This is a genomic window from Microbacterium sp. 10M-3C3, assembly GCF_003931875.1.
Classification (GTDB): Bacteria; Actinomycetota; Actinomycetes; order Actinomycetales; family Microbacteriaceae; genus Microbacterium.
This window is the reverse complement of record NZ_CP034245.1, coordinates 69,892-94,791: the sequence shown is the minus strand read 5'-3', so window position 1 is coordinate 94,791 and position 24,900 is coordinate 69,892. Positions and strand designations below refer to the sequence as shown.

Below are 24,900 nucleotides of genomic sequence, written 5' to 3'. Positions count from 1 at the left end.
GGCGGCGGCGGATCAAACGTCCGCGTAGTACTGCAGGATCGCGTCGATGTCGATCGAGCTGTCGGGCTGCATCCCGAGGCTCTCGTAGTGACGCTTGCGCGCGTTCATGTCCGCGAGCAGGATGGCGCGCGCGTGGACGGCGACCTCCTCCGCGACCTCGCGCGGCACCACGACCACACCGTCGTCGTCGGCTCCCACGATGTCACCGGGGTTCACCTGCACCCCGCCGCAGGCGATGGTGCCCTGGGTCTCGATGGCCATGATGCGGCCGGGGATGATGCTGCGGCCGCGATAGCGCGCGACGACGGGGCTGCGCTGCGCCTCGACCTCGGCGGTGTCGCGGCAGTACCCGTCGGTGATGATGCCGACGGCGCCGCCGAGCACCGCGGCCATCGCGTTTTCCGAGCCCCAGAACCCGACCTCGGGGCCGCCGCCCGCGTCCATGACGACGACGTGGCCCGGCTCGAGGTCTGTCGGGAGCTTCGGGTGCGGCACCTCGGCGAACCAGCGGCCGTGCGCGGCGACGATGTCCTCGGTGGTGTCGAGCTTCCACATCGGACGGTTGGAGGGTACGCACCGGATGGTCGCCGCCTCACCCCAGAAGCGCATGCCCGACCACAGCGGCCGGACCTCCTTGTCCATGAGGCCGATGTTGAAGTAGCCGATGCCGTCGAGAGCGTCGACGACGTCGCAGACGCGGAGGTGCTGGTAGAGGCTGCCGATCTTCGTCGGGTCCGCCTTGTCGTACAGGAATCCGGGGCGCGTGGTGGAGGTCTCGATGGTCATGTGTTCCTTCTCCTTAAATCCGGCGGTCCAGCCGGAGATCTGTGGGTTCAGCGGGATCGGGCGACGGCGGCGAAGCGCTCGAGCCCGTAGACGCGGGTGGCGGTGCCGCCGAGGATGCTGCGCCGTCCGTGTTCTGTAGGCTCGAGCGCGAGGGCCTGCGTCGCCAGGTCCTGCCAGGCTGTTTCGTAGTCCGTTCGCAGCAGCACCACTGGCCAGTTGCTGGCGAGCATGAGGCGGTCGGCGCTGAACAGGCGCACGATCTCGGCGATGTACGGGGCGACGGCGGCCGCATCCCACCGCTCCCAGGCCGAGAGCACGTTGATGCCGATCGAGACCTTGACGAAGGTGTTGGGCAGCGCGGCCAGGCCGGCCATGTTCGTCGCCCACGGCTCCCATCCCGCCGTGTCGATCGGGGGGCGCCCCAGATGATCGACGACGACCCGCAAGTCCGGCACCGCGGCGGCGAGCGCGGTGACGTTCGCTACCTGTGCCGCGGTGATCGGGACGGTGTCCCAGGCCAGGCCGCGCGCGGCGACCTCCTGGAAGAGCGCGAGCACCTCGCGATCATGTAACCAGTCCATGGGGTCGTCGGCGACGAGGCACCGCACCCCGACGTGCTTGGGGATGGTGAGGCGATCGAGCTCGATCATCGCCTCCGACGGGCGGCGCACGGGCAGCCAGCTGACGACGCCCGCCACGGTCGGGTGGGCAGCGTAGGCGGCCAGCCGATCGTTCTCGGCCGGCTCGTCGACGGACTGCATGACCACCGTGCCGGCGATGCCGGCGGTCGCCAGGAGCGGGTCGAGATGCTCCGGTTCGAAGTCGCGCTCCAGCCCGGCGTGGTGCGCCTCGCGCCAGGGCTGCTCCTGCGCCGCGGTCTTCCAGTAGTGCTGGTGCGCGTCGATGATCGCCGTCACGGGGTTCCTTTCCAATGGGGATGACGCTTGCCGAGGAAGGCGCTGACGCCCTCCGCGAAGTCGTCGCTGCCGTAGCAGAGGGCCAGCAGATCCTCGTTGTCGGGTATCGGGGTGGCCGCCTCGATCCGGCGCACCGTCTCCTTGACGGCTCGCAGCGTCAGCGGGGCAGATCGACGGATGCCGCGCAGCGTCGTCTCGGTGAGCTCTTCGAGCTGTCCGGGCTCGGCGAGCCGCGTGACGAACCCGGTCGCGACGAGGTCCTCCGCCGGTACGAGCGATGCCGTGAGCAGCATGCCGAGAGCCCGCGCCGGCCCCATGCGCGCGGCGATACGGGCGATGACCGGCGCGGGGAGGCAGTTGCCGAGCGTGCGGGCGATCGGGGCGCCGAACACGGCGCCGCGCTCGGCGAGGACGATGTCGCAGCTGGCCGCGATTGCGAGTCCCGCTCCGACGGCCGCCCCTCGCACCTCGGCGATCGTGGGCACCGTCAGATCCTGCAGCGCGCTCAGAATCTCCCCGACGCGTCGCTCGTAGGCGAGCCCGTCCGCGGCGCCGGAGAAGTCGGCGAACGATGCGATGTCGGTCCCCGCCGCGAAACCGCCGCCGTCATCGTCTCCGCGGATCACCACCGCACGCACGCTGTCATCGCCTGCAGCTCGGGCGATCGCGTCGGCGAGCTGCGCGTACATCCGGGTCGTCAAAGAGTTCCGTTTGCCCGGATGCGAGAGCGTGAGCGTCAGGACTGCCTCGGCGAAGGAGGAATGGACGCCCGCCGGAGCCGGAGCCTCAAGCTGGCCCGAGCGTGTCACGCGACGCCTGCCGTGCGGCTCGCGTCGGCGCGCAGCTCGGCGAGGATCTCGTCGTTGTGCTGGCCCAGGAGGGGCGGAGGCAGACGCACGTCGACTGGCGTACCCGAGAGCTTCAGTGGCGAGCTGAGCACGCTCGTCACACCCTCCACGGGGTGCTCGAACGATGAGACCATGCCGCGGGCGCGCACGTGCGGATCATCGTCGAGCACCTGGGCATAGTCTCGGATCGGGCCGGCCGGCACCCCGTGCGCCAGGAATCGCGTCACCCATTCGTCCGTCGTCCCCGACGCCAGGCGCTGCTCCAGCTCCGCTGCCAGGGCCGCACGGTTGTCCATGCGGCGGTTGTTGTCGACGAAGCGCGGGTCCGCGAAGAGATCCGCCGCGTCCATCGCCTCGCACAGCAGCTTCCAGAGCTTCTCGTTGTTGGCGCCGATCGTGAGGTACCCGTCCGCGGTCGCCAGGGCCTGGTACGGCGCCGACATGCGGTTGGCCGAGCCGAGCGGCCGCGGGCTCTCCCCCGTCGACCAGTACTCCGTCGACTCCCACACCGACATGGCGAGCGCCGATTCGAAGAGCGAGGTCTCGAGATACTGCCCCTCCGGCCCGTCGCCTCGCGCGAACAGGGCCCCGAGGATGCCGATGCAGCAGAACATGCCGGCACCGAGGTCGGCGATCGGGATGGCGGACTTGATGGGCGCACCGCCCTCCTCGCCCATCACGCTCATCACCCCGGTCATCGCCTGCGCGATGAGGTCGTATCCCGGGTACTGCGCGTACGGGCCCGTCTGCCCGAATCCTGAGATGCTCGCGTAGACGATCCGGGTGTTGGCGGCCCGCACCGCGGCGTAGTCGACCCCGAGCCGTGCGGCGACGCCCGGCCGGAAGTTCTCGATGACCACGTCCGCGGTGCGGACCAGTGCGAAGAAGGTCTCACGCCCCTCCGCCGATTTGAGGTCGAGGCTGATGCTGCGCTTGTTCCGGTTGAGTGACAGGAATGCGCGGCTGTCCTCCCCGATCACCGAGTATCCCCACGACTTGCGGGTCTGATCGCCCTTGTCGGGGCTCTCGACTTTGATGACGTCCGCGCCGAGATCGGCGAGGACCATCGTGCAGAACGGGCCGGACATCACCTGGGTGAGGTCGAGCACGCGGATGCCGTCGAGGGCAGGGGCGCGTCGCCGCGACGAGTCGGCGGAGTCGGGGATCGGGGACATGGGGGAGCCTTCCTCGAGGTAATCGATCGGGACTACTGGCCGAGCGAGGCGTTGGCCTCGTCGAAGAACGTGGTCACCGACTGCTCCACCGTCTTGCGGCCGAACGCGATGTCTTCGTACGCGCGCTTGAACGACGCTTCGAAGGTCGCCTGGTAGCCGGGAGGGAACACGATCGACGGCGGGTCGTTCTCGACGATCTTGCGGTACAGCTCCAGCTCGTGCTTCTTCGTGTCGGGCAGCGACGCGTCCGCGAGCAGCGCGTCCAGGACGGCCGTGTTCGTAGGGGCGCCGTTGTCGGCGGCGAAGGCGATGCCGGCATCGAGGTCGTTGGTGAAGAAGTCGATGAACGCCGCAGCGGTGGGGACGTTGTCGCACGACGCGGGGATCGCGAATCCGGAGGGGTAGAGCGCGTTGCCCGAGCCGGCCTCGCCACTGGGGTAGGGCACCGTCGTGATGCTCGCGTCACCGCGACCGGCCAGCGTGGCCGACGCCGGCGTCAGCGCGTTGCCGGGGAGCGTGTCCGAGAGGATCTGCCCGTTGGCGAAGTAGCTCTGGTCGGTGCCCGTCGGCTCCTCTGCGGTGCGCTCGGCCGTCTCGGTGACACCACCGGCACGCAGCTCCTCCCACATGTTCCAGTACTCGGCGAGATCATCCTCGGTGAAGCCCAGCTGACCGTCCTCGTCGAAGAGCGAGAGGTCGTTCGCCAGCGTCCATCCGATGAAGAAGTTCGGCCGTCCGCCGTTCGAGTCGACCGCGCGCGTGCCCTCGGGCAGTGCGGCAGCAGCCTCGGTCAGCCACGCGGTGTAGTCGTCCCACGTGTACCCCTCTTCGGGCAGACCCACGCCGGCCTGCTCCGCGAGTGTCTCGTTGACCCCGACGGCGTCGTACGCTGCGCCGTACGGCAGGAAGTACAGCTTGCCGTCGGTGCCGCGGCCCGTCTCGAGGACGGCATCGGGGATGTCGTCGACATCGATCGCCCCCGACTCGATCATGGGGTCGAGGGGCAGAAGGAGATTGTGCTGGGTGTAGTCGTTCACCTGACGCCCCTGCACCTGGATCGCGCACGGCATCGACCTGCTGGAGGCCTGCACGTTGAGCTTGTCCCAGTAGGTGCTGAAGTCGGCGGCCTGACGGTCGGTGCTCACACCCTCGTTGGCCGCTTCGAACATGTCGATGACGGCGTTCGTCTTCTGGTTGCGCGAGTCGCCTCCCCACCACGCGATGGAGATCTCACCCGTCACGTCGCCCGTTCCGTCGGTGCCCGCCGCGCCCCCTCCCGTGCCGGAGCCTCCGGCGCAGGCGGTGAGGCCGAGCGCCGTGATGCCGAGGATCGCGCCGGCGGCGATGCCGTGCTTGCGAATCATGGTCGTTCCTTTCGATTTCGAGGTGCCCGTGGATGCCGGGCGGATGAGTGCAGGCAGGAAGAGTCCGTCGCTCATTTGAGTCCCGTCGTCGCGATGCCTTCGATGAGGAGCTTCTGGGAGACGAGGAAGAAGCCGACGATGGGCGCGAGCGACAGGGTCGCCATGGCGAACAGCGGCCCGTACGTGCTGGCCCCGGTCGCGTCGAGGAACGCCGACAGTCCGAGCGGGACCGTCTTCAGTTCGTCGCGGTTCAGGTAGAGCAGGGGCCCGAGGAAGTTGTTCCAGCTGGCGATGAACGTGAACATCGCGGTCGTGCCGATCGCGGGCAGGGCGAGGGGCATGATGATGCGCGAGAAGATCCGCCAGTGCCCCGCGCCGTCGATGCGCGCGCTCTCGTCGAGCTCGCGCGGGAGTCCCCGGATGAACTGCACCATCAGGAAGATGTAGAACGCCTCCACTCCCAGCCAGTGCGGCACGACGAGCGGGAAGTACGTGTTCACCCATCCGAGGTTGTTGAACAGGATGTACTGCGGAACGAGCGTGACGTGCGTCGGGAGCAGCATCGTCGCGAGCATCACGGCGAAGAGCGTCCGGCGGAACGGGAACTCGAGACGGGCGAAGGCGTAGGCCGCCAGCGAGCACGCCAGCAGCGTGCCGATGATGGTCAGCACCGTGACGATGGTCGAGTTGAGGAAGTAGCGGGAGAAGTTGATCTGTCCGCCGCTCCATCCCGCGGAGTAGTTCTCGAGCGTGAAGGAGTTCCCGATGAGACCCACCGTGGTGAACACCTCGTTGCTCGGACGGAACGATGCCGCCACCATCCACACCAGCGGGTAGAGGATGACGAACAGCAGGCAGGCGAGCAGTGTGTGGCGGACGATGCCGCGCAGGACCCGGTTCTTCGTCGGTCGCTGCGGATAGATGCCGCCGCTCCAGCGCCGGTGACGTGCGGGGACGGTCATCGTCTCCGTGGTGGTCGAAGTGGTCATGGTCCTCACTTGTCTCCGTAGTGAACCCAGAACTTCGAGCTCCAGAAGAACAGCGCGGTGAAGACGCCGAGGATGGCGACGAGCACCCAGGCCAGCGCCGATGCGTAGCCCATGTTCAACTGGGCGAAGCCCTGCTGGTAGAGGTAGAGGGTGTAGAAGAGCGTGGAGTCGGAGGGCCCGCCCGTGCCGCCGCTGATCACGAACGCCGGGGTGAAGGCCTGGAACGCGTTGATGGTGACCATCAGCGTGTTGAAGAAGATGATCGGCGTCATCATCGGCAGCGTGATCGAGAAGAACCGGCGGACCGGCCCCGCCCCGTCCACCTGCGCTGCCTCGTGCATCTCGTGCGGCACCTGCCGCAGCCCCGCGAGGAAGATGATCATCGTCGAGCCGAACGCCCACACCGCCAGGACGATGATCGTCATCAACGCGGAGTCGGGGCTCCCGACCCAGCTGGAGTGCTCGATGCCGAAGAATCCGAGCACCTGGTTGATGATGCCCTCGTCTCCCCAGATGACGCGCCAGAGAGCGGCGATGGCCACCGAGGCGCCGAGGAGCGAGGGCAGGTAGAAGAGGGCGCGATAGCCGCTCAGGAACCGGATCTTCGAGTTGAGCAGCAGCGCGACGAGCATCGACACGACGAGGATCAACGGCACGGCGACGAGCACGTAGACCGCCGTCACGAGCATCGACTGGGTCGCCCGTGCATCGCTGGTGAAGATCCGCACGTAGTTGTCGAAGCCGATCCAGTTGGCCACGGGAGCGAGCAGGTTGTAGTCGGTGAAGCTCAGGTACAGCGAGTACAGCATCGGACCGAGCGTGAGCCCGAACAGCCCGATCAGCCAGGGCGCGAGGAATGCGAAGGCCACCCATCCCCGGTTGCGACGGCGTGTCCGCCCCGTCCGCGGTGCAGCCGGGGGTGCCAGGCCCTCGTCGGGCCGCGTGAGCGTAGATGAAACGGTCATGACGTTCCTCCCTGCTGATGTGTGCGCGCCGCGTGCTCGATCCGGTCGCCGACGGTGTCGAGCAGCCGCTCGGCGAGGGGCGCGTCGATGCGCGCCGCTTCTGCCGCCTCGACGAACTCGCGAAGGTCCTTGCGCCACGGACGCTGATCCGACGGCGTGCCCGCCCGGTCGTAGTCCGCCACGATCGCGTCGAAGAACCCCCAGTTGCGGCCGACCCAGGTGTCGCCGGTCGCCGCCGAGATCGCCTCCAGTGCCGCCGAGCGATCTACGCGGAAGGCGTCGGTGAGCTCCAGCGCCTCGTGCGCCGCCTGCACGGCGGCGAGCATCAGAAGCTGGTTGGCGAGCTTCGTGGCGGAGGCGGCTCCCACCTCGCCCAGCGCGAAGCTGCGCGAGGCGAGTGCAGTCAGGACGTCGTCGACGGCGGCCACCGCCTCGGCGGAGCCGCCCAGCAGCACGGTGAGCTGGCCGCGGCGCGCAGCGTCGGGGCCGCCGCTCACGGGCGCCTCGACGAGGGTTGCGCCGACGGCGGCAAGGGTGCGGGCCAGCTCGTGGGCGTGCGCGGGGAGGACCGTGCTGTGCAGGAGCACGGTCCGCACGCCCGGCGAAGCGGTACGCCCCTCGAAGTACTCCGCGACCGGCGCCTCGTCGGGCGTCACGACGCAGACGATCTCGCAGGTGAAGACGGAGTCGAGATCTCCGCGCCGGCCGCCTGCGGCTTCCAGCGTCCGTAGTCGCGACTCGTCCCGATCCGATCCGACGACGGCAAAGCCCGCCTCGAGCAGGCGTGAGGCCATGCCCATGCCCAGGTTGCCCAACCCGACAAACCCGATCGCGGTTCGTTCGCCCGACATCCTCGTCCTTTCTCATCCTCGAGAACCGGCGGCGATATCCGCCGGTAGCGCTATTCTATTGTCTACAAGATTCAATTTACAAGATGCAGTAGTCCAACGTCGGTCCCTATACTCCGAATACGACGCCTGCGGCAAGGAGGCACACATGGCGAGCGCATCCGGGTACGTTCCGCTGCGGCCGGTGGGCGGCGATCGCGTTCCCAGCCTCGTGATGATGGCCGCGGAGGAGATCCGCAAGAAGATCCTTGCCGGCGAGTACGAGCCCGGAGAGCGGCTCATTGAGGAGCGACTCACCGAGGAGCTCGACATCAGCCGGCCTCCCCTCCGCGAGGCACTGCGCCTTCTCGAGAACGAGGGCCTGATCGACCGTCGGCCGCGGCGCGGCACCGTTGTTCGCACCTTCACTGCGCAGGACGTCCACGAGATCCTGACGGTACGGTCGGCGCTCGAGCGTCTGGCCTTCGAATCCGGGATACCCGTGAAGAACGAGGAATGGCTGGAGCCCGCCCGCGCCGCACTGACGGAGATGGAGCGGTGCGCCCGTGACGAGGACCGGGGCTCTCTGGTCCAAGCGGGGTACGCTTTCCACTCCGCACTCATCCACATCGCCGGCAACTCGCTGCTCGAGTCGATCTACGCGTCCGTCCAGCAGCGGATCCTCTTCTGCATGGCCAGGAACCTCATCGCGCGCGAGCGCTTCTACGAGGGTCTGAACGAGCACGTTGCGCGGCACCGGCACCTGCTGGAGTTGGTGGAGCAGGGAGATCCGGTCGCCGCGCTCGCCGAGCTCGCTGTGCATGGCGAGCGCTCCTTCGAGCGCTCTCTCGCCTCCGAGCAGGACGACGAGGTCTAGTCACCCCGCCGTTGCCCGGGGACCGCGGGAACGGGGGTACGCGCGCGGCTACTCGCCGAGGACGGCGGCGCGGATGTCGGCGATCGGCACCTTGGGAGTGCGGTCGTCGTACAGCAGGCCGTTGGTCTCCTGACCGGTGTCGGTGAGCTGCGTGTAACAGAAGCCGCTGAGGGGCGCGGCGCCGTCAGCCGCGCGGATCAGCCCGCACACCCGGTCACCGAAGTCCGCCGGGGTCTCGGCTGTCGAATACCCCCAGTCCTGCCCGTTGTCGGGGCGCAGGCTCACACCGCCGAACTCGGTCAGCATGACCGGCTTGCGGCCGCGATCCGCGTCGACCGCGATGCGCCGGCCCGCGGGCCCGAAACCGTGGATCATCGCCTCGACCGCGGCGATGGATCCGTAGCGCTCGGCGAGAACGGCCGGGTCGGCCTCATAGTCGTGAATGGTCCAGATGTCGGAGTCCGTGTGCTCCCAGCCGTCGTTCGAGATCACCGGCCGGGTGCCGTCGAGCGCCCGCGTCATGTCCGACACCGACCTGCTCAGGGCGCGCTGGCGCTCGTCGTGGGCGATGTGCTGCACCCCCCAGCTCTCGTTGAGCGGCACCCACACGATGACGCTGGGGTGCGACGTGTCACGCTCGACGAGACTCATCCACTCGGTCATGAGGGTGGATGCGGCGCGTCGGTCGAAGGCGTACGCATTGGCCGTCTCGGCCCACACCATGAGCCCGAGGCGGTCGGCCCAATAGAGGAACCGGGGGTCCTCCGCCTTCTGGTGCACCCGCGCGGTGTTGAAGCCGAGTTCGCGGATGAGCTCCACCTCACGCCGCAGCGCCGCTGCGCTCGGGGCGGCGAGGTGCGACTGCGGCCAGTAATTCTGGGCGAGCACGGCGCGCAGCTTGACGGGCCGGTCGTTGAGCAGGAAGGCGGCGCCCACCGCGGCCACCGACCGGATACCGAAGTAGCTCGCCACCGCATCCGCGCTCGAGCGGGTCTCCAGACGCACGGTGGCGTCGATGAGCGTCGGATGCTCCGGGCTCCACAGCAGCTCCTCATGCTGCTGTCCGTTCGTCTGCCGCGGAAGTCGCATCCGCGCCGACTCGAATCGCGACAGCACTCGCGTGCGCGTCTCGGAGAGGAGCTCGCCCTCGTGGAAGAGCTCGACGTGCAGCCACGTCTCGTCATCGATCTCGCCGGCGATCTCCACATCCAGTTCGACGCCGGCGGAGGGGATGTCGGTCGACCAGGTCAGCGCGGCGACGGATGTCTTCGGCACGACCTCGAGCCACACGGGCTGCCAGATGCCCGTCGTGCGGTGGTACCAGATCGCGTGCGGCTGTTCGCGCCAGTCCTGCTTCCCCCGCAGGATCGAGACATCCTCGGGGTCGTCGACCGCGTGCACGACGATCTCGTTGTCACCGTCCGCCCGAAGGGCGTGCGTCACATCCGCACTGAACGGCGACTGTCCGCCGCGGTGCGTCGCCACCGTGACGCCATTCACCCACACCGTCGCCTCCCAGTCCACGGCGCCGAAATGCAGCAGGAGACGCCCCTCCTCCGAGAGACCGGCCGCCTGCAGCTCCTGCCGGCCGAAGGTCCGCCGGTACCAGACCGAGTGGATCCTCCCCTCCTCACCCAGGCCGGAGGCCGTGGACTCGGGCGGGAACGGAACGAGGATGGTCCGATCGAAGACCACATCTCCGGGCGCGGCCTCAGGGGCGCCCAGGGCGAAATCCCAGGGTCCGGTGAGGTCCGTCCAGCGCTCGCGGAGCAGCTGCGGGCGCGGGTGGTCGCCTTCCTGGCGGGAGGCGATCGGCAGCGGGATCGAGGTCACAGCGCAGCTCCTTCGGTGCTCGCCCGGTGGGCGATCGTGAACGGGATCGAATGGACGCCCCGCGCGGGCGGATCGGCGCTCAGCAGATCGATGGCCGTGCGGGCGAGAGCGAGAGTGTCCGGCGCGACCGAGCTGAGCGTCGGCGTGCTGTAGCTCGCCTCGTCGATGTCGTCGAACCCGATGACGGCCACCTGCTCGGGCACGCGCACACCGCGCGATACCAGCACGTGCATGGCGCTCAACGCGAGCAGGTCGTTGAAGGCGAAGATCGCATCGAACTCGACGCCGGCGTCGAGAAGCGCTTCGGCCGCTCGCGCGCCGTCAGCGCGCTGATAGCTCTCGACAGGACCGACGAGGGCCGGGTCGAAGGCGATCCCCGCGCCGGCGAGCGCCTGCCGATAGCCCGACAGGCGCAGCACGGCCGTCTCATTGGGACCGTGCTCCTGCGCGCCGATCGCGGCGATCCTGCGTCGCCCCAGACCGAGCAGGTGTTCGACGGCGGCGCGGGCGGCCGCGGTGTTGTCCACCGTGACATGCGGCAGCGCCGACTCCCCGACGTGCTCGCCGAGGAGGATCAGCGGGGTCGGGTCGACGCGATGCTGGAGGTCCGCGGCGGTGAGGGCGAGCGGGCTCAGGATCAGGCCGTCGATGATGGGCATGTCGATGCCCTCGGCGATGCGACGCTCGACGTCTTCGCGACCATCCGTCTGATTCACCAGCACCGTGATCGACCGCTCCTGCGCTGCGCGGACCAGGTCGGACGCGAGCTCGGCGAAGTACGGCTGGCCGAGATCGGGCAAGGCGACGGCGATCATCCCGGATCTGCCGCTGCGAAGGTTCCGGGCCGCGACGTTCGGGCGATAGCCGAGCTCGACGATGGCCGCGCGGACGCGATCCTTCAGCTCGTCGGTGACCCACCCGGTGCCGTTGACGACATTGGAGACCGTCTTGGCGGACACGCCGACGCGCTCGGCGACATCCTTCAGCGTCGTCCTGCTCACATCGATCCCATCGCCTTCGATTCGTGGTGACCCACAGTGGCACACCGCCGTTCTTCGTTCAACGATTACCAACTCGGGTCTTGTTCAACGATTACCGGTTCAGGTATAACAGATCTCATCCGGTTCGTTCAACGTTGAACTAGAAGGGAAGATCAATGAAGACACAGCACTGGTTCCGGTCTCGCCGCGTGCGCGGGATCCGGGTGGCGGTGGTCGGAGCGGGACTCCTCGCGCTCGCTCTGAGCGGCTGCGCAGGCCAGGGCAGCGGGGGCGGCGAGGACGGCGGCAGCGCCGACGGCAAGGTCTCGCTCACCTTCTGGAACGGCTTCACCGGACCCGACGGGCCCGCACTGCAGCAGGTCATCGACGACTTCAACGCGTCGCAGGACGACGTCGAGGTCACGGCCGAGATCATGCCCTGGGACACGCTATACCAGAAGGTGCTCACCGCCGTGGCGGGCAACGACGGTCCCGACATCATCGCGATGTCGGCCGGTCGTATGCCGCAGTTCGCGCAGCAGGGCATGTTCGAGGGCGTCGACGACTACTACGAGGACTCCGCGAACGACTCCGCGGCGCTTGCTCCGGCCGCCATCGAGGCGTCGGTCTTCGACGGGGTCAACTACGGCGTCCCCGTCAACTTCACGCCGATGATGATGTATTACAACAAGGATCTCTTCGAAGCCGCCGGGCTCGATCCCGAAGCCCCTCCCACCACGTGGGACGAGTTCGCGGCCATGGTTCCTCAGCTGACCGTCGACGACAACGGCGACGGCAAGCCCGAGCAGTACGCGACGGCACTCGGCGACCACGAGACGGTCCCCGTCTTCATGTCGCTGCCCTGGGGCACAGGAGGCGGCGTCGTCTCGGATGACGGCAAGACCTCGATGCTCGGCGAACCGGCGAGCATCGAGGCCCTCGACTTCTGGGTCGATCTCGTGAAGAACCAGAAGGCCTCCCCGCTCGGACTCTCGGGCGCCGACGCCGACAAGCTGTTCACGACCGGCAAGGCGGCGACCGAGATCGTCGGGCCGTGGATGACGACGGGCTTCGACGAGGCCGGCCTGAACTACGGCATCGCGGCTCCGCCCGCGGGGCCCGACAGCGATGCGATCCTCGCCGACGTCGTGTCGATGGGCATCACCTCGGGCGCGGATGACGCGACCAAGCAGGCCGCCTACCAGTTCTTCAAGTACTGGAACTCGAAGGAGGGTCAGATCACGTGGTCGAGCGGCTCCGGCTTCCCGCCGAACCGCGCCGACGTCGCGGACCAGGTCACCTCGAGCCCGTACCCGGCCGTCTTCGGAGCGGCGGATGTCGTGGACCGCTCGAAGATCCTGCTCGCCGGCGTCGCTGCGGGCGGAACGATCGGCGAGACCATCTTCTGGCCGACGCTGCAGAAGGCGCTGAACGGACAGGGCACCGTCGAGGAGCTCTTCTCCGCGGCCTCCGAGAAGGTCCAGGCCGAGCTCGACAAGTGAGGAACGCGCGGACCGGGCGAACGAGCCCGGTCCGCACGATCGAAGGAGACCTCGAATGACGCTCACCGACGTGGCTCCCCCGCAGCCGCGCACATCCGTCGCACCCCGGCGGCGGGCTCGCGGCCCGGCGTCCCGGCGCCAGCTCACGGCCTGGATGTTCCTCGCACCGTCGCTGATCGTGCTGGTGGCATTCACGCTGTATCCGATGGCGCAGGCGGTGTACCTGTCGCTGACCGACTACAACCTGATCAAGGCGGCGCAGTTCATCGGTCTCGACAACTACGTCGAGCTCGTGAGCGACCCGGCGTTCTGGAACGCGTTCTGGAACACCGTCCTCTACGCGGCCGTCGTCACGCCCGTGACGGTCGTGCTGGCGCTGCTGTTCGCGGTGATGCTGAACCAGGCCTTCTTCGGGCGCACCTTCGTGCGCACCGCGATCTTCCTGCCCTTCATCGTGTCCCTGGGAATCATCGCGATCGCCTGGTCGTTCCTGCTCGACCCCAACATCGGGCTGCTGTCCTACTGGCTCGGCCAGATCGGGATCGTCACGGAGCAGGGCTGGCTCACCGACCCGCGCTTCGCGATGCCCGCGGTCATGATGGTCGGCGTCTGGAAGTTCGTCGGGTTCTACATGGTGATCTACCTGGCCGGACTCCAGTCGATTCCGGCCGACCTGTACGAAGCCGCGAAGATCGACGGGACGAACCCGTGGCAGCGGTTCCGCAACGTCACGCTCCCGCTGCTGAGCAACCAGACGCTCCTCGTCTCGGTGCTCGCCCTCATCGCGACGCTGCAGGCGTTCGATCAGATCTATGTGATGACGCGGGGCGGTCCCTTCTTCACGACCGAGACCCTCGTCATGCTCATCTACCGTGAAGGGTTCCAGGAGTTGCGCTTCGGCTACGCATCCGCGATCTCGTTCGTCCTGCTGATCTTCGTCTTCATCCTCTCGATGGTGCAGTACGGCTGGCAGCGCCGCCGGGCGGTGACCTACTGATGGCCACCACCATGGAGCGAGCGAACACGCGGGTCATCGACGTCCGCGACCGCCGCCGGCTCACCCTCTACCGGGCATCGAAATGGCTGCTCGCCATTGTCGCGATCATCATCGCGCTGCTGATGCTGCTCCCGATCATCTGGCTGACATTGACGGCGTTCAAGCCGGAGGCCGACATCGTCACCTACCCGCCGACGCTGTGGCCCCGGCAGTTCACGCTCGAGCACTTCGTGGAGGTGTGGGAGCGGATCCCGTTCGCGCAGCTCTACGTGAACACGATCATCTTCGCGGGCGGCGTGACGATCATCTCGCTGTTCCTCGACTCGATGGCAGCGTACGCGCTCGCGCGCCTGCCGTTCCGCGGCCGCGGCGTCGTGATGGTCCTCATCCTCATCCTGCTGATGCTGCCGTTCCAGGTGACGCTCATCCCGCTGTACGACATGCTCAACGGCCTGGGGCTCACGAACACCCTCCCCGGGCTGATCATCCCCCGCATGACGAACGCGTTCGGGATCTTCTTCCTCACGCAGTTCTTCCTCTCGCTGCCTCGCGACCTGGAGGAGGCAGCGCGCGTCGACGGGGCATCCGAGTGGCGGATCTATCGCCAGGTCATCCTGCCGCTCGCCAAGCCGGCGCTGCTGACCCTCGGGCTGTTCCACTTCCAGTACAACTGGAACGACCTGCTCTGGCCGCTCGTCATGTCGTCGAGTCTGGAGACATCGACCCTGCCCGCCGGCCTTGCTCTCTTCATGGGACAGCACGTCGTCGAGTACGGCTTGCTGATGGCGGGGTCGCTCCTCGCGCTGCTGCCGGTGATCGTCTTCTTCCTTCTCATCCAGCGCAGCTTCGTCGCCGGCATCGCCACGACGGGGCTCAAGTAACGTCCCGCGCGCGGCCGCCACCCGCCACGAGCGGGCGAGCGCCGCCGCATCCACCGTGCAGAGAGGCATCCATGGACCAGTGGTTCGACGAATCGCGGCTGCGCTTCGGCGTCGGCATCGAAGACACCTTCATCCCGCAGATCAAGCCCGGGCACCGCAAGCTCGACGAGTACGAGCTGACCCAGCACTACGCGCGCTGGCGCGAAGATCTCGACCTCGTCGCGGAGTCCGGCGCCGAGTTCGTGCGATGGGGCGTGCCCTGGTACCTCGTCGAGCCCGAGCCCGGCGTGTTCGACTGGTCCTGGACCGACCAGGTCGCCGCCCGGATGAGCGAGCTCGGCCTGCGCTGCATCGTCGACCTCATGCACTACGGCACGCCGACATGGTTGGAGAACTCCTTCCTGAACAGCGCGTATGCGGAGCGCGTCGCCGCGTACGGCGCGGCCGTGGCGGATCGCTACCGCGGAGTGTGGGACGACTTCACCCCGCTGAACGAGCCGATCGTGAACGCCGAATGGTGCGGCGAGATGGGCAAGTGGCCGCCATACCTCGAGGGCGTCGACGGATTCCTCACGCTCGTGAAGATCCTCGCCAAAGGGATGGTGCGCACGCAACAGCAGATCGCGGCGGTCAATCCGCAGGCCGTGTTCGTCCACGTCGACGCCGGCTTCCGCTACGAAGGCGAGACGACACCGCTGCCGCGCTCGGTGCTGGAGGAGCGGCGGTTCCTGGCGCTCGACCTCATCACCGGGCGCGTCGATGCCGAGCACCCGCTGCACGGGTGGCTCGTCGAGCACGGCTACAGCGACGCGGAGCTCGAGTGGTTCCGCCGCAACGCGGTCCAGCCCGATGTGCTCGGCGTGAACTACTACCCCGCGTTCACGACGATCCGCATGGACGATCAGGGGGTCAAGCATCCGTTCGAGGCGGGCGCGGCCGGGCTTCGCGATCTCGTCGAGGCGTACTACGTGCGCTACGCCCTGCCGATCGTCATCACGGAGACCTCCCTCGTCGGAACCCCCGAGCAGAAGATCGCGTGGCTGCGCGATTCCGAGGCCGAGGTCCTCGCACTGAGGGAGGAAGGGGTCCCGGTGATCGGATACACGTGGTTCCCCTTCCTCGACCTCGTCGACTGGCTCTACCGGTTCGACAGCGAGCCGGTGGATGCCTGGATGCTCGACTTCGGACTCGTCAACCTCGTGCGCGGGGGCGACCAGCAGCTCGCCCGCGTGAAGAACGCCGCGTTCGACGTCTATCGGCAGACCGCTCAGCGCCACCGCGCGTAGCCATCCACCCGCCGCCGCTCCCCCGCGCCATCCCGCCGCCTCCCGTGGGCTGAAGGGGCGCGATGGCGCGGGAGAACGGGCCGGCGCGGCGCGGAGCGGGTAGCCTCGCGTCATGACCCCGCCACCGGCCGACAGCATGCGCGGCGGTGGCGGGGACGAGGACCTGCCCGACTCGCTCGCCCCGGGCACCTCGATCCCGACGACCACGACGCCCGTGCTGCGGCGCGGCGACGTGCGGTGGGCGTCGTGGGTCGCGCTGCTCGCGGCGATCGTCGTGCTCATGTGGTACCTCAGCATCCTCGTGCTCGGCGGCGTCGCGCTCGGCCCGTGGAGCACCGTGGCGCAGGTGAGCGTGTGGGTGCTCGCGCTCGGATCGTTCGCCGCCGGCATCGTGTGCCTGAACGCCCGCCGCAACCGCGAGTTCGCCGCGGCAGGATTCATCGCCGGTGTCGTCTCGCTGCTCGTGAGCCTCACCATCGGATTGCCCACGGGCTTCCAGATCCTGGTCTGAGCCGCGTCGCGGGTCCGCTCGTCGATGCGCATCGCACCGACCCGGATGCGGCCGCGATCGCCGCTGGGAGCGCGCGGGCGCTCGGCTCACCACCGCAAGGCTGCGCGCCGCGCCCGCAGGCGTCGCATCCGCACGCGGTCGCTCACCCACCGGCCCACGCGCAGCTGCACGAAGAGCGTCGCGGTGCCGGCGAGGAGGAGTCCGGCGAGGTTGATCACGAGCTGCACGACCGCCGCCCACGCCTCGTCCCACGCGCCGACGGCGGCGGTGAGGGCGAGCGTCCCGACGGCGGGCACCGTCGTGATCGAGATGAACACCCCCACGAGCGCCGATGACTTCGACGACGTGAGCGACAGCACGCCGGCGATGCCCGCGAGCAGGGCGATGACGAACGACCACGCGTCCGGCTTGACGATGAACTCCGTCAGCTCCCCCGTGGTGGCCTGCGCGAACGTGAACACCCCGAAAACGTAGGCCAGCGCCCACAGCCCCCACGCGACGAGGGCGGATGCGACGAAGCCGCCGAACAGCGTCAGCGACGCCATTCCCGCGATTCCCCGGCGCGCCCGCACGATCGCGTACGAGATCGCGGCCAGCGGGGCGAACTCCGGCCCGACGACCATCGCGCCGATGATGAGGATCGGCTGGTCGAGCAGCCGTCCGATCCCGGCGATGAGGGTCGCCAGCAGCAGGAAGACGAAGAAGCTCCACGACGGCCGCGCGTCCTCGCGTGAGCGGTCGGCCAGCTGCGCCCACAGCACGCCGTCGGCGGGGTGCCCGGGGGCTGCGCGTTCGGCCGCGTCCGCCGCATCCGAGAGCACCGCAAGCGGCTCGCTCACGACGATCGAGCCCTCGCGCGGCACACCGCGGTGCCGCAGCATCCGCATGACGTCGTTCGCGCCCTCTCGGGCGACGTCGAAGAGGAGCAGGTCGCCGCCGCCGTCGAGCACAGCGCCGGGGACGCGCGCGATGTTCGCGACGGTGTCGCGGCCGCGCAGGTCGCGGACGATCCCGTCCGCGACGGCCGAGGGGGCGGTGACCTTGATGCCGAGCATGCGCCCATCCTCGCCGACGCTGCGGTGCGCGCACGGCCCGGCGCGGAGGCGGCGCGCCCGCCTAGACTGGCAGGGCCCCGCCCCGTGCGATTCTGGAGAACAGCCGCGTGACCACGCCGACCGCCGCATCCCTCGCCGACACCGTTCAGAACGCGGTCGAGACGCCCGACAAGGAGCAGCCGTACGCCGCCCTCGGGCTCAAGCCCGACGAGTACGCCCGCATCCGCGAGATCCTCGGGCGGCGCCCCACGAGCGGCGAGCTCGCGATGTACTCCGTCATGTGGAGCGAGCACTGCTCCTACAAGTCGAGCAAGATCTACCTGCGCCAGTTCGGGCAGAAGGTCTCCGACGAGATGCAGACGCGCCTGATGGTCGGCATGGGGCAGAACGCCGGCGTCGTGGACATCGGCGAGGGCTGGGCCGTCACCTTCAAGGTCGAGTCGCACAACCACCCGAGCTACATCGAGCCGTTCCAGGGCGCCGCGACGGGCGTCGGCGGCATCGTGCGCGACATCATCTCGATGGGAGCGCGCCCGGTCGCGGTCATGGACCAGCTGCGCTTCGGCGCGATCGACCACCCCGACACCTCGCGCGTCGTGCACGGCGTCGTCTCGGGCATCTCGTTCTACGGCAACTGCCTGGGCCTGCCCAACATCGGCGGCGAGACCGTGTTCGACGCGGTGTACCAGGGCAACCCGCTCGTGAACGCGCTCGCGGTGGGCGTGCTCCGCCACGAGGACCTCAAGCTCGCCAACGCGCACGGCGCCGGCAACAAGGTCGTGCTGTTCGGCGCCCGCACCGGCGGCGACGGCATCGGCGGCGCATCCATCCTCGCCTCCGACACGTTCGCCGACGGCGGGCCGACGAAGCGCCCCGCCGTGCAGGTGGGCGACCCGTTCGCCGAGAAGGTGCTCATCGAGTGCTGCCTCGAGCTGTACCGCGACGACCTGGTCGAGGCGATCCAGGACCTCGGCGCCGCCGGCATCTCGTGTGCGACGAGCGAGCTCGCCGCCAACGGCGGCAGCGGCATGAAGGTGGAGCTGTCGCAGGTCCTCCTTCGTGATCCGTCGCTGACGCCCGAGGAGATCCTCATGTCGGAGTCGCAGGAGCGCATGATGGCGATCGTCGCACCCGACAAGCTCGACGCCTTCCTCGCCGTCACCGGCAAGTGGGACGTGGAGACGAGCGTGCTCGGCGAAGTCACCGGAGACGGCCGGCTCGTCATCGACTGGCACGGCCAGGAGATCGTCAACGTCGACCCCGCCACCGTGGCCGTCGACGGCCCGGTGTACGAGCGACCCGTCGCCTACCCGACGTGGATCGAGGCGCTCCACGACGACACCGCCGCCTCGCTCCCCCGCGAGAGCGACCCCGACACGCTCCGCCGGCAGTTCACGCAGCTGGTCGCGAGCCCGAACCTCGCCGATCCGTCGTGGATCACGAACCAGTACGACTACTACGTGCTGGGCAACACCGCGCTGAGCTTCCCCGACGACGCCGGCATGATCCGCGTCGACGAGGCCTCGGGCCTCGGCTTCGCCATCGCGACCGACTGCAACGGCCGCTTCTGCCAGCTCGACCCGTACGAGGGTGCGAAGCTCGCCCTCGCCGAGGCGTACCGCAACGTCGCCGCGACCGGCGCGGTCCCGGCCGCGGTGACCGACTGCCTGAACTTCGGCAGCCCCGAGAACCCCGAGGTCATGTGGCAGTTCTCGCGCGCTGTCGAGGGCCTTTCCGACGGATGCCTCGAACTGGGCATCCCCGTGACGGGCGGCAACGTGTCGTTCTACAACCAGACCGGTGACACCCCGATCTTCCCGACGCCGGTCGTCGGGGTGATGGGCATCATCGACGACGTCGCCGCGCGCATCCCGTCCGGCTGGCAGGACGCGGGCGAGAACATCTACCTGCTCGGCGTCACGTCCACCGAGCTCGACGGCTCGCAGTGGGCGGGGACGATCCACGGCCACCTCGGCGGCCGCCCGCCCGCGGTCGACCTGGCGCAGGAGCGCAGGCTCGCCGAGCTGCTGCACGCCGCCGGTTCGCAGTCGCTCGTCTCCAGTGCCCACGACCTCTCCGACGGCGGTCTCGCGCAAGCGCTCGCCGACGGCGTGCTGCGCTTCGGCGTCGGGGCGCGGGTGTGGCTCACCGAGATCATGGAGCGCGACGACGTGGATGCGACGGCCGCCCTGTTCTCGGAGTCGACCGGCCGCGTGCTGGTCACCGTGCCGCGCGAGGAGGACGTCAAGTTCCGGGGGCTGTGCGAGGGCCGCGGGTACCCCGTGCTGCGCATCGGCGTGACCGACGCCCCGGCCGACGGGTCCGAGCCGGCGCTCGAGGTGCAGGGCCTGTTCACGGTCGGCGTGCGCGAGCTCCGCGGCCTGTCGACCGAGACCCTGCCGGCCGCGTTCGGCCCGACGGTCGTCGAGGACGCGTCGTGAACGACGAGGACTACGGCGACCTCGGCGAGAAGCGCCAGCGCACGATCCGCATCGTCGCCTGGGTTGTGATCGCCGCGCTCGTGCTCACCGGCGGCGCCGCGACGGTGATCTCGCTGCTGCTCGGCTGAGCCGTCGCATCCGCGCCCCCATCCCGCCTGCCGCCGACGCGCGAGCCGCGCGGGCCGCGGCGTAGCCTGGGAGGGTGGACCCTCTCACGCTGCTGCTGCAGGTGTGGTGGGTCGCGCCCGCGGCCGCCGGCGCGGGCGGCGCGAGCTGGATCGCGCTGCGCTCGCGGCGCTCCGCTCGTGCTCGCCGCCTCGAGCTGGAGGCCGCTCGCCACGACGTCGTGCAGGCACGGCAGGCGCTGAGCCGCGCGCGCGCCGACGTCCTCGTCGCCCGCGCCGGAGTCGCGCGGGCCGAAGCCGACCGTGCCGCCGCGCGGCTGCATCCCGGCGAACTCGCCGCCGCGCGCCGCGCTGTGCAGCACGCCGAGAGCCAGGTGCGCGCCGCGTGGGCCGACCTCCGCGCCCGCCGCGCCGACGTCCGCGCCGCGCGCATCGCGCTGCCGCCCGCGCGGGCGGGCGCCGACGCCCTGCCGCTGGCCCGCCTCATGGCACGCCACGACGCCCTGCGCGTGCGGTGGATGGCGTACGAGACCGATCCCGCCAAGCTCATCGACTACCCGAGCATGACGGATGCGGCGCATCCGGCCACGGCGGCCTTCCTCGAGGCGCAGGCGGCCGCCCAATGGCTGCGGCCGACGTCGCGCGAGGCCGTCATGCGACCGGCCGACTTCGCCGCGTACCGCGCGGCGGTGATCCGCGCCGAGCGCGCATTCGATGCGGCGGAGCACGCCGCGCGCGGCGGGGCCGGCGCCTCCTCTCGCGGCGATGCCGGCGAGCGGTGGGCCGATCTCGCCCGCGACGTCGTCGACTCCACCTCGCGCGCCCTCGCCGCCTCCGCCGAGGCGTGGGCGCGGGCCGCGGCCTGGCGCCGCAGCCGCCGCAGACCGCCCGAGTGAGCGCATCGGCGCGGACGTAGCATGACGGGGTGACGTTCTTCGACTTCCTCGGCCACTACTGGTGGCTCGTCTTCCCCCTCATGGGTGTGGGCGGCGCCGTCCTCGGCCGCTGGGACCAGCTCTCACGCCGACGTCACGAACGCAGGCTCGAGATGCTGCGCGCGCAGGGACGGCTGGCCCCGGCCCCTGCCGCTGCGCCCCCGCCGGTCGAGGAGGACCAGAGCGACGCGGCGCGCCTCGAGCGGCTCATGGCCGCGCACGATGCCGTCACGCACCGCTGGCTCGAGTACGAGCTCGACGTCGCGAAGCTCATCGCGTATCCGGCGATGAGCGACGGCCGGCAGCCCCTCACCGCCGCCTTCCTGCGGGCGAAGAAGGTCGCCGACAACCTCCGGCCCGACTCCCCCAAGGAGCACCTCACCGCACGCGCCATCGCGGAGTACCGCGACGCCGTCACCGACTACGAAGTGGCGTTCGACGTCGCCGAGCGCGACGCGCGACGCCTGAAGGACTCTTCGTTCAGCGAGACCGAGCGCAAGCGCCTCGACACGGCGAAGCAGCTGCTGACGGTCGCGGTCGACCAGGCCGCGACGCCGGCCGAGCGCCAGCTCGCCTACCGCCGCGTGCGCGAGGAGCTCGACGGGCTCCTGTCGATCTCCGACGAGGCGATCGACGTCCTGGAGAAGAAGGTCGCGCTCGAGCTGCCCGCCGCCGACCGCGGTGCGGTTTCGGCGAGCGCGGCTGCCGGGGTGGCGGATGCAGCGCCGCCGGCGCCGGCCGCACCCCCGCAGGCTCCCGCCGCGGCATCCGTCCCGCCCGCGTCCGCACCTCTCGCAGCATCCGCGTCCGTGCCGCCCGCCGCATCCGTGCCGCCGCGCCCGGCCACGGCGCCCGGGCGCATCGTGCGGCCGAAGCCTCCGGTCTGAGCCCGAACGCTCGACGGGGCGCCCCGCTCACCGACCGAGAGGCGGCGGGTCAGCCGAGCTTCGGGATGACGCGCGCGAGCAGCTCGTCGTAGTCCTCGGGCCCGACCGTCTCGCCCCGCGCCCACGCCTCGCCGCGGCGCCGCAGCACGCCCGCCAGCATGTGGGTGATGACCTCGGCTTGCGCGCGCAGATCGCGCTCCGGCTCCTTCGGGTAGCGAGCGCGCAGGCGCAGCTCGACGATGCCGGCCACCTCGTCGGCGACGCCGAGCATGCGCTCCATCTGCCGCGCGAAGAGCGCGGGGGTCGCGGCGACGACGCGCATGCGCGCCGCGAAGAGCGCCGCATCCGTCTGCTTCGGATCTCTCGAGTACGCGATGAGGCGCGTCGCATCCACGAGCAGCGGCCCGGGGGAGACGAGGAACTCCCGCGCCGCGGATTCGTCGATCGCGGGGGCGTCCGACCCCAGCAGCGCGTCGTCCTTCGTCGGGAAGTGATTGAAGAACGTGCGCTGGCTCACCCCCGCGCGCTCGCAGATCATGTCGACCGTGACGCCGTCGTAGCCGTGCTCGAGGGCGAGGTCGACCGCCGCCCGCTCGATCGCGGCCGTCGTCTCGAGGGCGTCACGGCGACGGGGAGGCGACGCGCTCATTCGTACCTCAGAGACTCGATCGGGTCTTGCCGCGCCGCCCGTCGTGCCGGCAGGACGCCCGACAGGAACGCCACGAGCATGATCACGGCGATGACCGTGACGATCGTGAGCGGCTGGAACAGAAGGATCGTCAGGCCCGGCAGGCCCGACAGCAGCGTGTCGGCCGCGGCCGCGGCGATCGCGCTGCCCACACCGACCGCCGCCAAGGCGCCGATGCCCGCCCCCAGGAAGCCGATCACAAGCGCCTCCAGGCTGAACAGCGCGAACACCCGGCCGTTGGACATGCCCACTGCCTTCATGAGGCCGATCTCCCGCGTGCGCTCCTGGACGCTCATGAGCAGGGTGTTGACGATGCCGAAGGAAGCGGCGATCAGGGCGACGACCGCGAACGCGCTCAGCACGCCGATGATGCCGTTGATGACGGTCTGGACCACGCCGAGCTGATCCTCCACGGTCTGCCCTGCGAGATCGTCGGCGGCGAGCGCATCCTTGACCCTCTGGACCGCCGCCGGGTCGACCGTGCCGTCGTCGCCGGTCTGCAGCTCGGCCACCGCGAGCGGATACGCGTCGGGCGCGCCCGGCGCCTTCTGCGCCTGCGAGATGACGTCGGTGAGCGCGGTGTTCGCGCCGGCGCCCGACGCGAAGAGGCTCTCGCGCGCGACACCCGCGATCGTGGCCTCGATCTGCTGCGGCTGCTGCGTCGCGTCGCTGTACCCGATCGTCACCGTCGAGCCGACCGCGTCGGCGGCGTCGGCGAATCCGAGCGGCGCGACGTAGTCCTCGGGCAGCACGATCTGGTCGGCGTCGGTCGTCTGGTCGAGCTGATCGCCCGCGACGAGGTCGCTGCGCCCGATCGACGACGTCGGGTTGATCTGCAGCACGTAGCGCGCGTCGTCGTCCGCCGCATCCGTCGAGATCCAGTCGGCGACGACCTGGCTCACCGGATCGACGCGCTCCACGCCGTCGATCGCGGCGATCGCGTCCAGATCCGCCTGGTTCAGGAGCGCATCCGTCGCGAGCGGGCCGGGCGTGCCCGAGCCGCTCTGGCGCCCGTTCGGGTCGTACACGGCGGGTCCGTCGTCCGGTCCGGTCGTGGCCGCCGCACTCACGAGGAGCACGTCGCCCGAGCTGAGGGTCGCGACTTGACGCTCGACGTAGTCGTTGACGCCCGCCCCCAACGCGGTCGTCAGCGTCAGCGTGAATGCTCCGACGAACAGGCTCAGCACCGTCAGTGTCGTGCGGAGCTTGCTGCGGAACGCGTTGCGCGCCGCCATCCGCAGGAGGTCGCCCGCCTTCATGCCGCCACCCCCGTCCGCTCGATCACGCGGCCGTCGGCCATCGTCACGGCGCCGTCGCAGCGCGCGGCGAGGTCGGGATCGTGCGTCACGACCACGAGCGTGATTCCCCGATCGCGCTGGAGGCCGAACAGGATGTCTTCGACCTGCGCGCCGGTCGTGCTGTCGAGGTTGCCCGTCGGCTCGTCGGCGAAGATGACGGACGGCTCGTTGACGAGGGCGCGCGCGATGACCGCGCGCTGCTTCTGCCCGCCGGAGAGGTCGGTCGCCTTGTTGCCGGCCTTGTCGGCGAGATCGAGCGCCTCGAGCGCGGCCGTCGTGCGGCGGCGGCGCTCGCGCGCCGGCACCCCCGCGATGACGAGCGGCAGCGAGACGTTCTCGGCCACGGTCTGCCCCGGAGTCAGGAAGAACTGCTGGAACACGAAGCCGAACGTCTTGTTGCGGAGGGGGTTGAGCTCCCGGGGCTTGAGCCGCGACGCCGCGCGCCCGTCGACCTCGATCTCACCCGCCGTCGGCCGGTCGAGCAGCGCCAGCACGTGCATGAGCGTGGACTTGCCCGAGCCCGACTTGCCCACGACCGCGAGCGACCGGCCTCGCGGCACGTCGAGGTCCACGCCGCGCAGCGCCGTGAACGCCGACGAGCCCCGCCCGTACACCCGCTCCAACGCCCGTGCCCGCAGCACGGGCTGATTCCGCGACGACCCCGCCGCATCCGATTGGCTCACCGGCGCTCCTTCCGAAAAGTGCAGTAACTGCAACTTAGACGGCAGAAGCT

Annotated in this window: 24 protein-coding genes; 10 read left to right on the top strand and 14 right to left on the bottom strand. The window is 69.7% G+C overall.

What is annotated here, in order from left to right; translation table 11 throughout:
- Nucleotides 1-12 precede the first annotated feature (12 nt).
- The 8 genes from EI169_RS00455 to EI169_RS00420 all read right to left on the bottom strand — a co-directional run bounded on the left by EI169_RS00455 (nt 13) and on the right by EI169_RS00420 (nt 7,895).
- The gene (locus EI169_RS00455; RefSeq protein WP_125129977.1) at nt 13-786 is read right to left on the bottom strand and encodes an RraA family protein; all 774 of its coding nucleotides are present in this window, start codon (nt 784-786) and stop codon (nt 13-15) included.
- Between the two features lie 47 nt (nt 787-833).
- Nucleotides 834-1,703: an amidohydrolase family protein gene (locus tag EI169_RS00450; protein WP_164515390.1), complete on the bottom strand. Its 870-nt coding sequence runs from the start codon at nt 1,701-1,703 to the stop codon at nt 834-836.
- Nucleotides 1,700-2,512 (bottom strand): enoyl-CoA hydratase, encoded by an 813-nt coding sequence (locus EI169_RS00445; RefSeq protein WP_125129973.1) that lies wholly within the window; start codon nt 2,510-2,512, stop codon nt 1,700-1,702. The genes EI169_RS00450 and EI169_RS00445 overlap by 4 nt, the downstream gene beginning before the upstream one ends.
- The gene (locus EI169_RS00440) at nt 2,509-3,726 is read right to left on the bottom strand and encodes a CoA transferase (protein ID WP_125129971.1); all 1,218 of its coding nucleotides are present in this window, start codon (nt 3,724-3,726) and stop codon (nt 2,509-2,511) included. The genes EI169_RS00445 and EI169_RS00440 overlap by 4 nt, the downstream gene beginning before the upstream one ends.
- Nucleotides 3,727-3,758: 32 nt before the next feature.
- A complete protein-coding gene (locus EI169_RS00435; protein ID WP_125129969.1) occupies nt 3,759-5,090 on the bottom strand; it encodes an ABC transporter substrate-binding protein in 1,332 nt (443 codons plus the stop codon).
- A 71-nt stretch (nt 5,091-5,161) separates the two neighbouring features.
- Nucleotides 5,162-6,079 carry a carbohydrate ABC transporter permease gene (locus EI169_RS00430; protein WP_164515389.1) on the bottom strand — a complete coding sequence of 306 codons (918 nt, stop codon included), beginning with the start codon at nt 6,077-6,079 and terminating at the stop codon, nt 5,162-5,164.
- Between the two features lie 5 nt (nt 6,080-6,084).
- The gene (locus EI169_RS00425) at nt 6,085-7,044 is read right to left on the bottom strand and encodes a sugar ABC transporter permease (protein ID WP_125129968.1); all 960 of its coding nucleotides are present in this window, start codon (nt 7,042-7,044) and stop codon (nt 6,085-6,087) included.
- Nucleotides 7,041-7,895, bottom strand: a complete 855-nt coding sequence (locus EI169_RS00420; RefSeq protein ID WP_125129966.1) for an NAD(P)-dependent oxidoreductase — start codon at nt 7,893-7,895, stop codon at nt 7,041-7,043. Before EI169_RS00420 ends, EI169_RS00425 begins: the two co-directional genes overlap by 4 nt.
- A gap of 145 nt (nt 7,896-8,040) precedes the next feature.
- On the opposite strand from EI169_RS00420, the gene EI169_RS00415 reads away from it, so the two are divergent.
- On the top strand, nt 8,041-8,748 hold the full coding sequence (locus tag EI169_RS00415; RefSeq protein WP_125129964.1) for a GntR family transcriptional regulator: 708 nt from the start codon (nt 8,041-8,043) through the stop codon (nt 8,746-8,748).
- Between the two features lie 48 nt (nt 8,749-8,796).
- Here the strand turns inward: EI169_RS00415 and EI169_RS00410 are convergent, their stop codons facing one another.
- Together EI169_RS00410 and EI169_RS00405 are read right to left on the bottom strand one after the other, a co-directional pair.
- Nucleotides 8,797-10,581, bottom strand: coding sequence for a glycoside hydrolase family 2 TIM barrel-domain containing protein (locus EI169_RS00410; protein WP_125129962.1), 1,785 nt, complete (start codon nt 10,579-10,581; stop codon nt 8,797-8,799).
- Nucleotides 10,578-11,654: a LacI family DNA-binding transcriptional regulator gene (locus tag EI169_RS00405; RefSeq protein WP_240640512.1), complete on the bottom strand. Its 1,077-nt coding sequence runs from the start codon at nt 11,652-11,654 to the stop codon at nt 10,578-10,580. The genes EI169_RS00410 and EI169_RS00405 overlap by 4 nt, the downstream gene beginning before the upstream one ends.
- A gap of 83 nt (nt 11,655-11,737) precedes the next feature.
- Between EI169_RS00405 and EI169_RS00400 the strand changes: the two genes are divergently transcribed.
- The 5 genes from EI169_RS00400 to EI169_RS00380 all read left to right on the top strand — a co-directional run bounded on the left by EI169_RS00400 (nt 11,738) and on the right by EI169_RS00380 (nt 16,738).
- The gene (locus EI169_RS00400; protein ID WP_125129961.1) at nt 11,738-13,063 is read left to right on the top strand and encodes an ABC transporter substrate-binding protein; all 1,326 of its coding nucleotides are present in this window, start codon (nt 11,738-11,740) and stop codon (nt 13,061-13,063) included.
- A gap of 55 nt (nt 13,064-13,118) precedes the next feature.
- Nucleotides 13,119-14,060: a sugar ABC transporter permease gene (locus EI169_RS00395; protein ID WP_125129959.1), complete on the top strand. Its 942-nt coding sequence runs from the start codon at nt 13,119-13,121 to the stop codon at nt 14,058-14,060.
- Nucleotides 14,060-14,941 (top strand): carbohydrate ABC transporter permease, encoded by an 882-nt coding sequence (locus EI169_RS00390; protein ID WP_125129957.1) that lies wholly within the window; start codon nt 14,060-14,062, stop codon nt 14,939-14,941. Before EI169_RS00395 ends, EI169_RS00390 begins: the two co-directional genes overlap by 1 nt.
- 71 nt (nt 14,942-15,012) lie before the next feature.
- Nucleotides 15,013-16,227, top strand: coding sequence for a family 1 glycosylhydrolase (locus EI169_RS00385; RefSeq protein ID WP_125129955.1), 1,215 nt, complete (start codon nt 15,013-15,015; stop codon nt 16,225-16,227).
- Between the two features lie 112 nt (nt 16,228-16,339).
- On the top strand, nt 16,340-16,738 hold the full coding sequence (locus EI169_RS00380; RefSeq protein ID WP_125129953.1) for a hypothetical protein: 399 nt from the start codon (nt 16,340-16,342) through the stop codon (nt 16,736-16,738).
- Between the two features lie 86 nt (nt 16,739-16,824).
- Here the strand turns inward: EI169_RS00380 and EI169_RS00375 are convergent, their stop codons facing one another.
- Complete coding sequence (locus tag EI169_RS00375) at nt 16,825-17,793, bottom strand: DUF389 domain-containing protein (protein WP_125129951.1); 969 nt, start codon at nt 17,791-17,793, stop codon at nt 16,825-16,827.
- A 107-nt stretch (nt 17,794-17,900) separates the two neighbouring features.
- Here EI169_RS00375 and purL point away from each other — a divergent pair, with 107 nt between their 5' ends.
- The 4 genes from purL (at nt 17,901) to EI169_RS00360 (ending at nt 22,181) form a co-directional block, all read left to right on the top strand.
- Nucleotides 17,901-20,234 (top strand): phosphoribosylformylglycinamidine synthase subunit PurL, encoded by a 2,334-nt coding sequence (purL, locus tag EI169_RS00370; RefSeq protein ID WP_125129949.1) that lies wholly within the window; start codon nt 17,901-17,903, stop codon nt 20,232-20,234.
- On the top strand, nt 20,231-20,362 hold the full coding sequence (locus tag EI169_RS16880; RefSeq protein ID WP_276312901.1) for a hypothetical protein: 132 nt from the start codon (nt 20,231-20,233) through the stop codon (nt 20,360-20,362). Before purL ends, EI169_RS16880 begins: the two co-directional genes overlap by 4 nt.
- Nucleotides 20,363-20,436: 74 nt before the next feature.
- On the top strand, nt 20,437-21,255 hold the full coding sequence (locus EI169_RS00365) for a hypothetical protein (RefSeq protein ID WP_125129947.1): 819 nt from the start codon (nt 20,437-20,439) through the stop codon (nt 21,253-21,255).
- A gap of 29 nt (nt 21,256-21,284) precedes the next feature.
- Nucleotides 21,285-22,181, top strand: a complete 897-nt coding sequence (locus EI169_RS00360; protein WP_346427090.1) for a hypothetical protein — start codon at nt 21,285-21,287, stop codon at nt 22,179-22,181.
- 49 nt (nt 22,182-22,230) lie between these two features.
- Here the strand turns inward: EI169_RS00360 and EI169_RS00355 are convergent, their stop codons facing one another.
- Genes EI169_RS00355 through EI169_RS00345 form a run of 3 tightly spaced genes read right to left on the bottom strand, consistent with a single transcriptional unit; the run spans nt 22,231 to nt 24,850 of the window.
- The gene (locus EI169_RS00355; RefSeq protein WP_125129945.1) at nt 22,231-22,830 is read right to left on the bottom strand and encodes a TetR/AcrR family transcriptional regulator; all 600 of its coding nucleotides are present in this window, start codon (nt 22,828-22,830) and stop codon (nt 22,231-22,233) included.
- Entirely contained in the window at nt 22,827-24,128 is a 1,302-nt protein-coding gene (locus EI169_RS00350; protein ID WP_125129943.1) for an ABC transporter permease, read from the bottom strand. The genes EI169_RS00355 and EI169_RS00350 overlap by 4 nt, the downstream gene beginning before the upstream one ends.
- Nucleotides 24,125-24,850, bottom strand: coding sequence for an ABC transporter ATP-binding protein (locus EI169_RS00345; protein ID WP_240640511.1), 726 nt, complete (start codon nt 24,848-24,850; stop codon nt 24,125-24,127). Before EI169_RS00345 ends, EI169_RS00350 begins: the two co-directional genes overlap by 4 nt.
- Between the last annotated feature and the right edge of the window lie 50 nt (nt 24,851-24,900).

Excerpts from the sequence above, each read along its gene's own strand:
- EI169_RS00455 (WP_125129977.1), bottom strand. The coding sequence starts at position 786 with ATGACCATCGAGACCTCCACCACGCGCCCCGGATTCCTGTACGACAAG.
- EI169_RS00440 (WP_125129971.1), bottom strand. The coding sequence starts at position 3,726 with ATGTCCCCGATCCCCGACTCCGCCGACTCGTCGCGGCGACGCGCCCCT.
- EI169_RS00435 (WP_125129969.1), bottom strand. The coding sequence starts at position 5,090 with ATGATTCGCAAGCACGGCATCGCCGCCGGCGCGATCCTCGGCATCACG.
- EI169_RS00430 (WP_164515389.1), bottom strand. The coding sequence starts at position 6,079 with ATGACCACTTCGACCACCACGGAGACGATGACCGTCCCCGCACGTCAC.
- EI169_RS00425 (WP_125129968.1), bottom strand. The coding sequence starts at position 7,044 with ATGACCGTTTCATCTACGCTCACGCGGCCCGACGAGGGCCTGGCACCC.
- EI169_RS00420 (WP_125129966.1), bottom strand. The coding sequence starts at position 7,895 with ATGTCGGGCGAACGAACCGCGATCGGGTTTGTCGGGTTGGGCAACCTG.
- EI169_RS00415 (WP_125129964.1), top strand. The coding sequence starts at position 8,041 with ATGGCGAGCGCATCCGGGTACGTTCCGCTGCGGCCGGTGGGCGGCGAT.
- EI169_RS00400 (WP_125129961.1), top strand. The coding sequence starts at position 11,738 with ATGAAGACACAGCACTGGTTCCGGTCTCGCCGCGTGCGCGGGATCCGG.
- EI169_RS00395 (WP_125129959.1), top strand. The coding sequence starts at position 13,119 with ATGACGCTCACCGACGTGGCTCCCCCGCAGCCGCGCACATCCGTCGCA.
- EI169_RS00390 (WP_125129957.1), top strand. The coding sequence starts at position 14,060 with ATGGCCACCACCATGGAGCGAGCGAACACGCGGGTCATCGACGTCCGC.
- EI169_RS00385 (WP_125129955.1), top strand. The coding sequence starts at position 15,013 with ATGGACCAGTGGTTCGACGAATCGCGGCTGCGCTTCGGCGTCGGCATC.
- EI169_RS00380 (WP_125129953.1), top strand. The coding sequence starts at position 16,340 with ATGACCCCGCCACCGGCCGACAGCATGCGCGGCGGTGGCGGGGACGAG.
- EI169_RS00375 (WP_125129951.1), bottom strand. The coding sequence starts at position 17,793 with ATGCTCGGCATCAAGGTCACCGCCCCCTCGGCCGTCGCGGACGGGATC.
- EI169_RS00355 (WP_125129945.1), bottom strand. The coding sequence starts at position 22,830 with ATGAGCGCGTCGCCTCCCCGTCGCCGTGACGCCCTCGAGACGACGGCC.
- EI169_RS00350 (WP_125129943.1), bottom strand. The coding sequence starts at position 24,128 with ATGAAGGCGGGCGACCTCCTGCGGATGGCGGCGCGCAACGCGTTCCGC.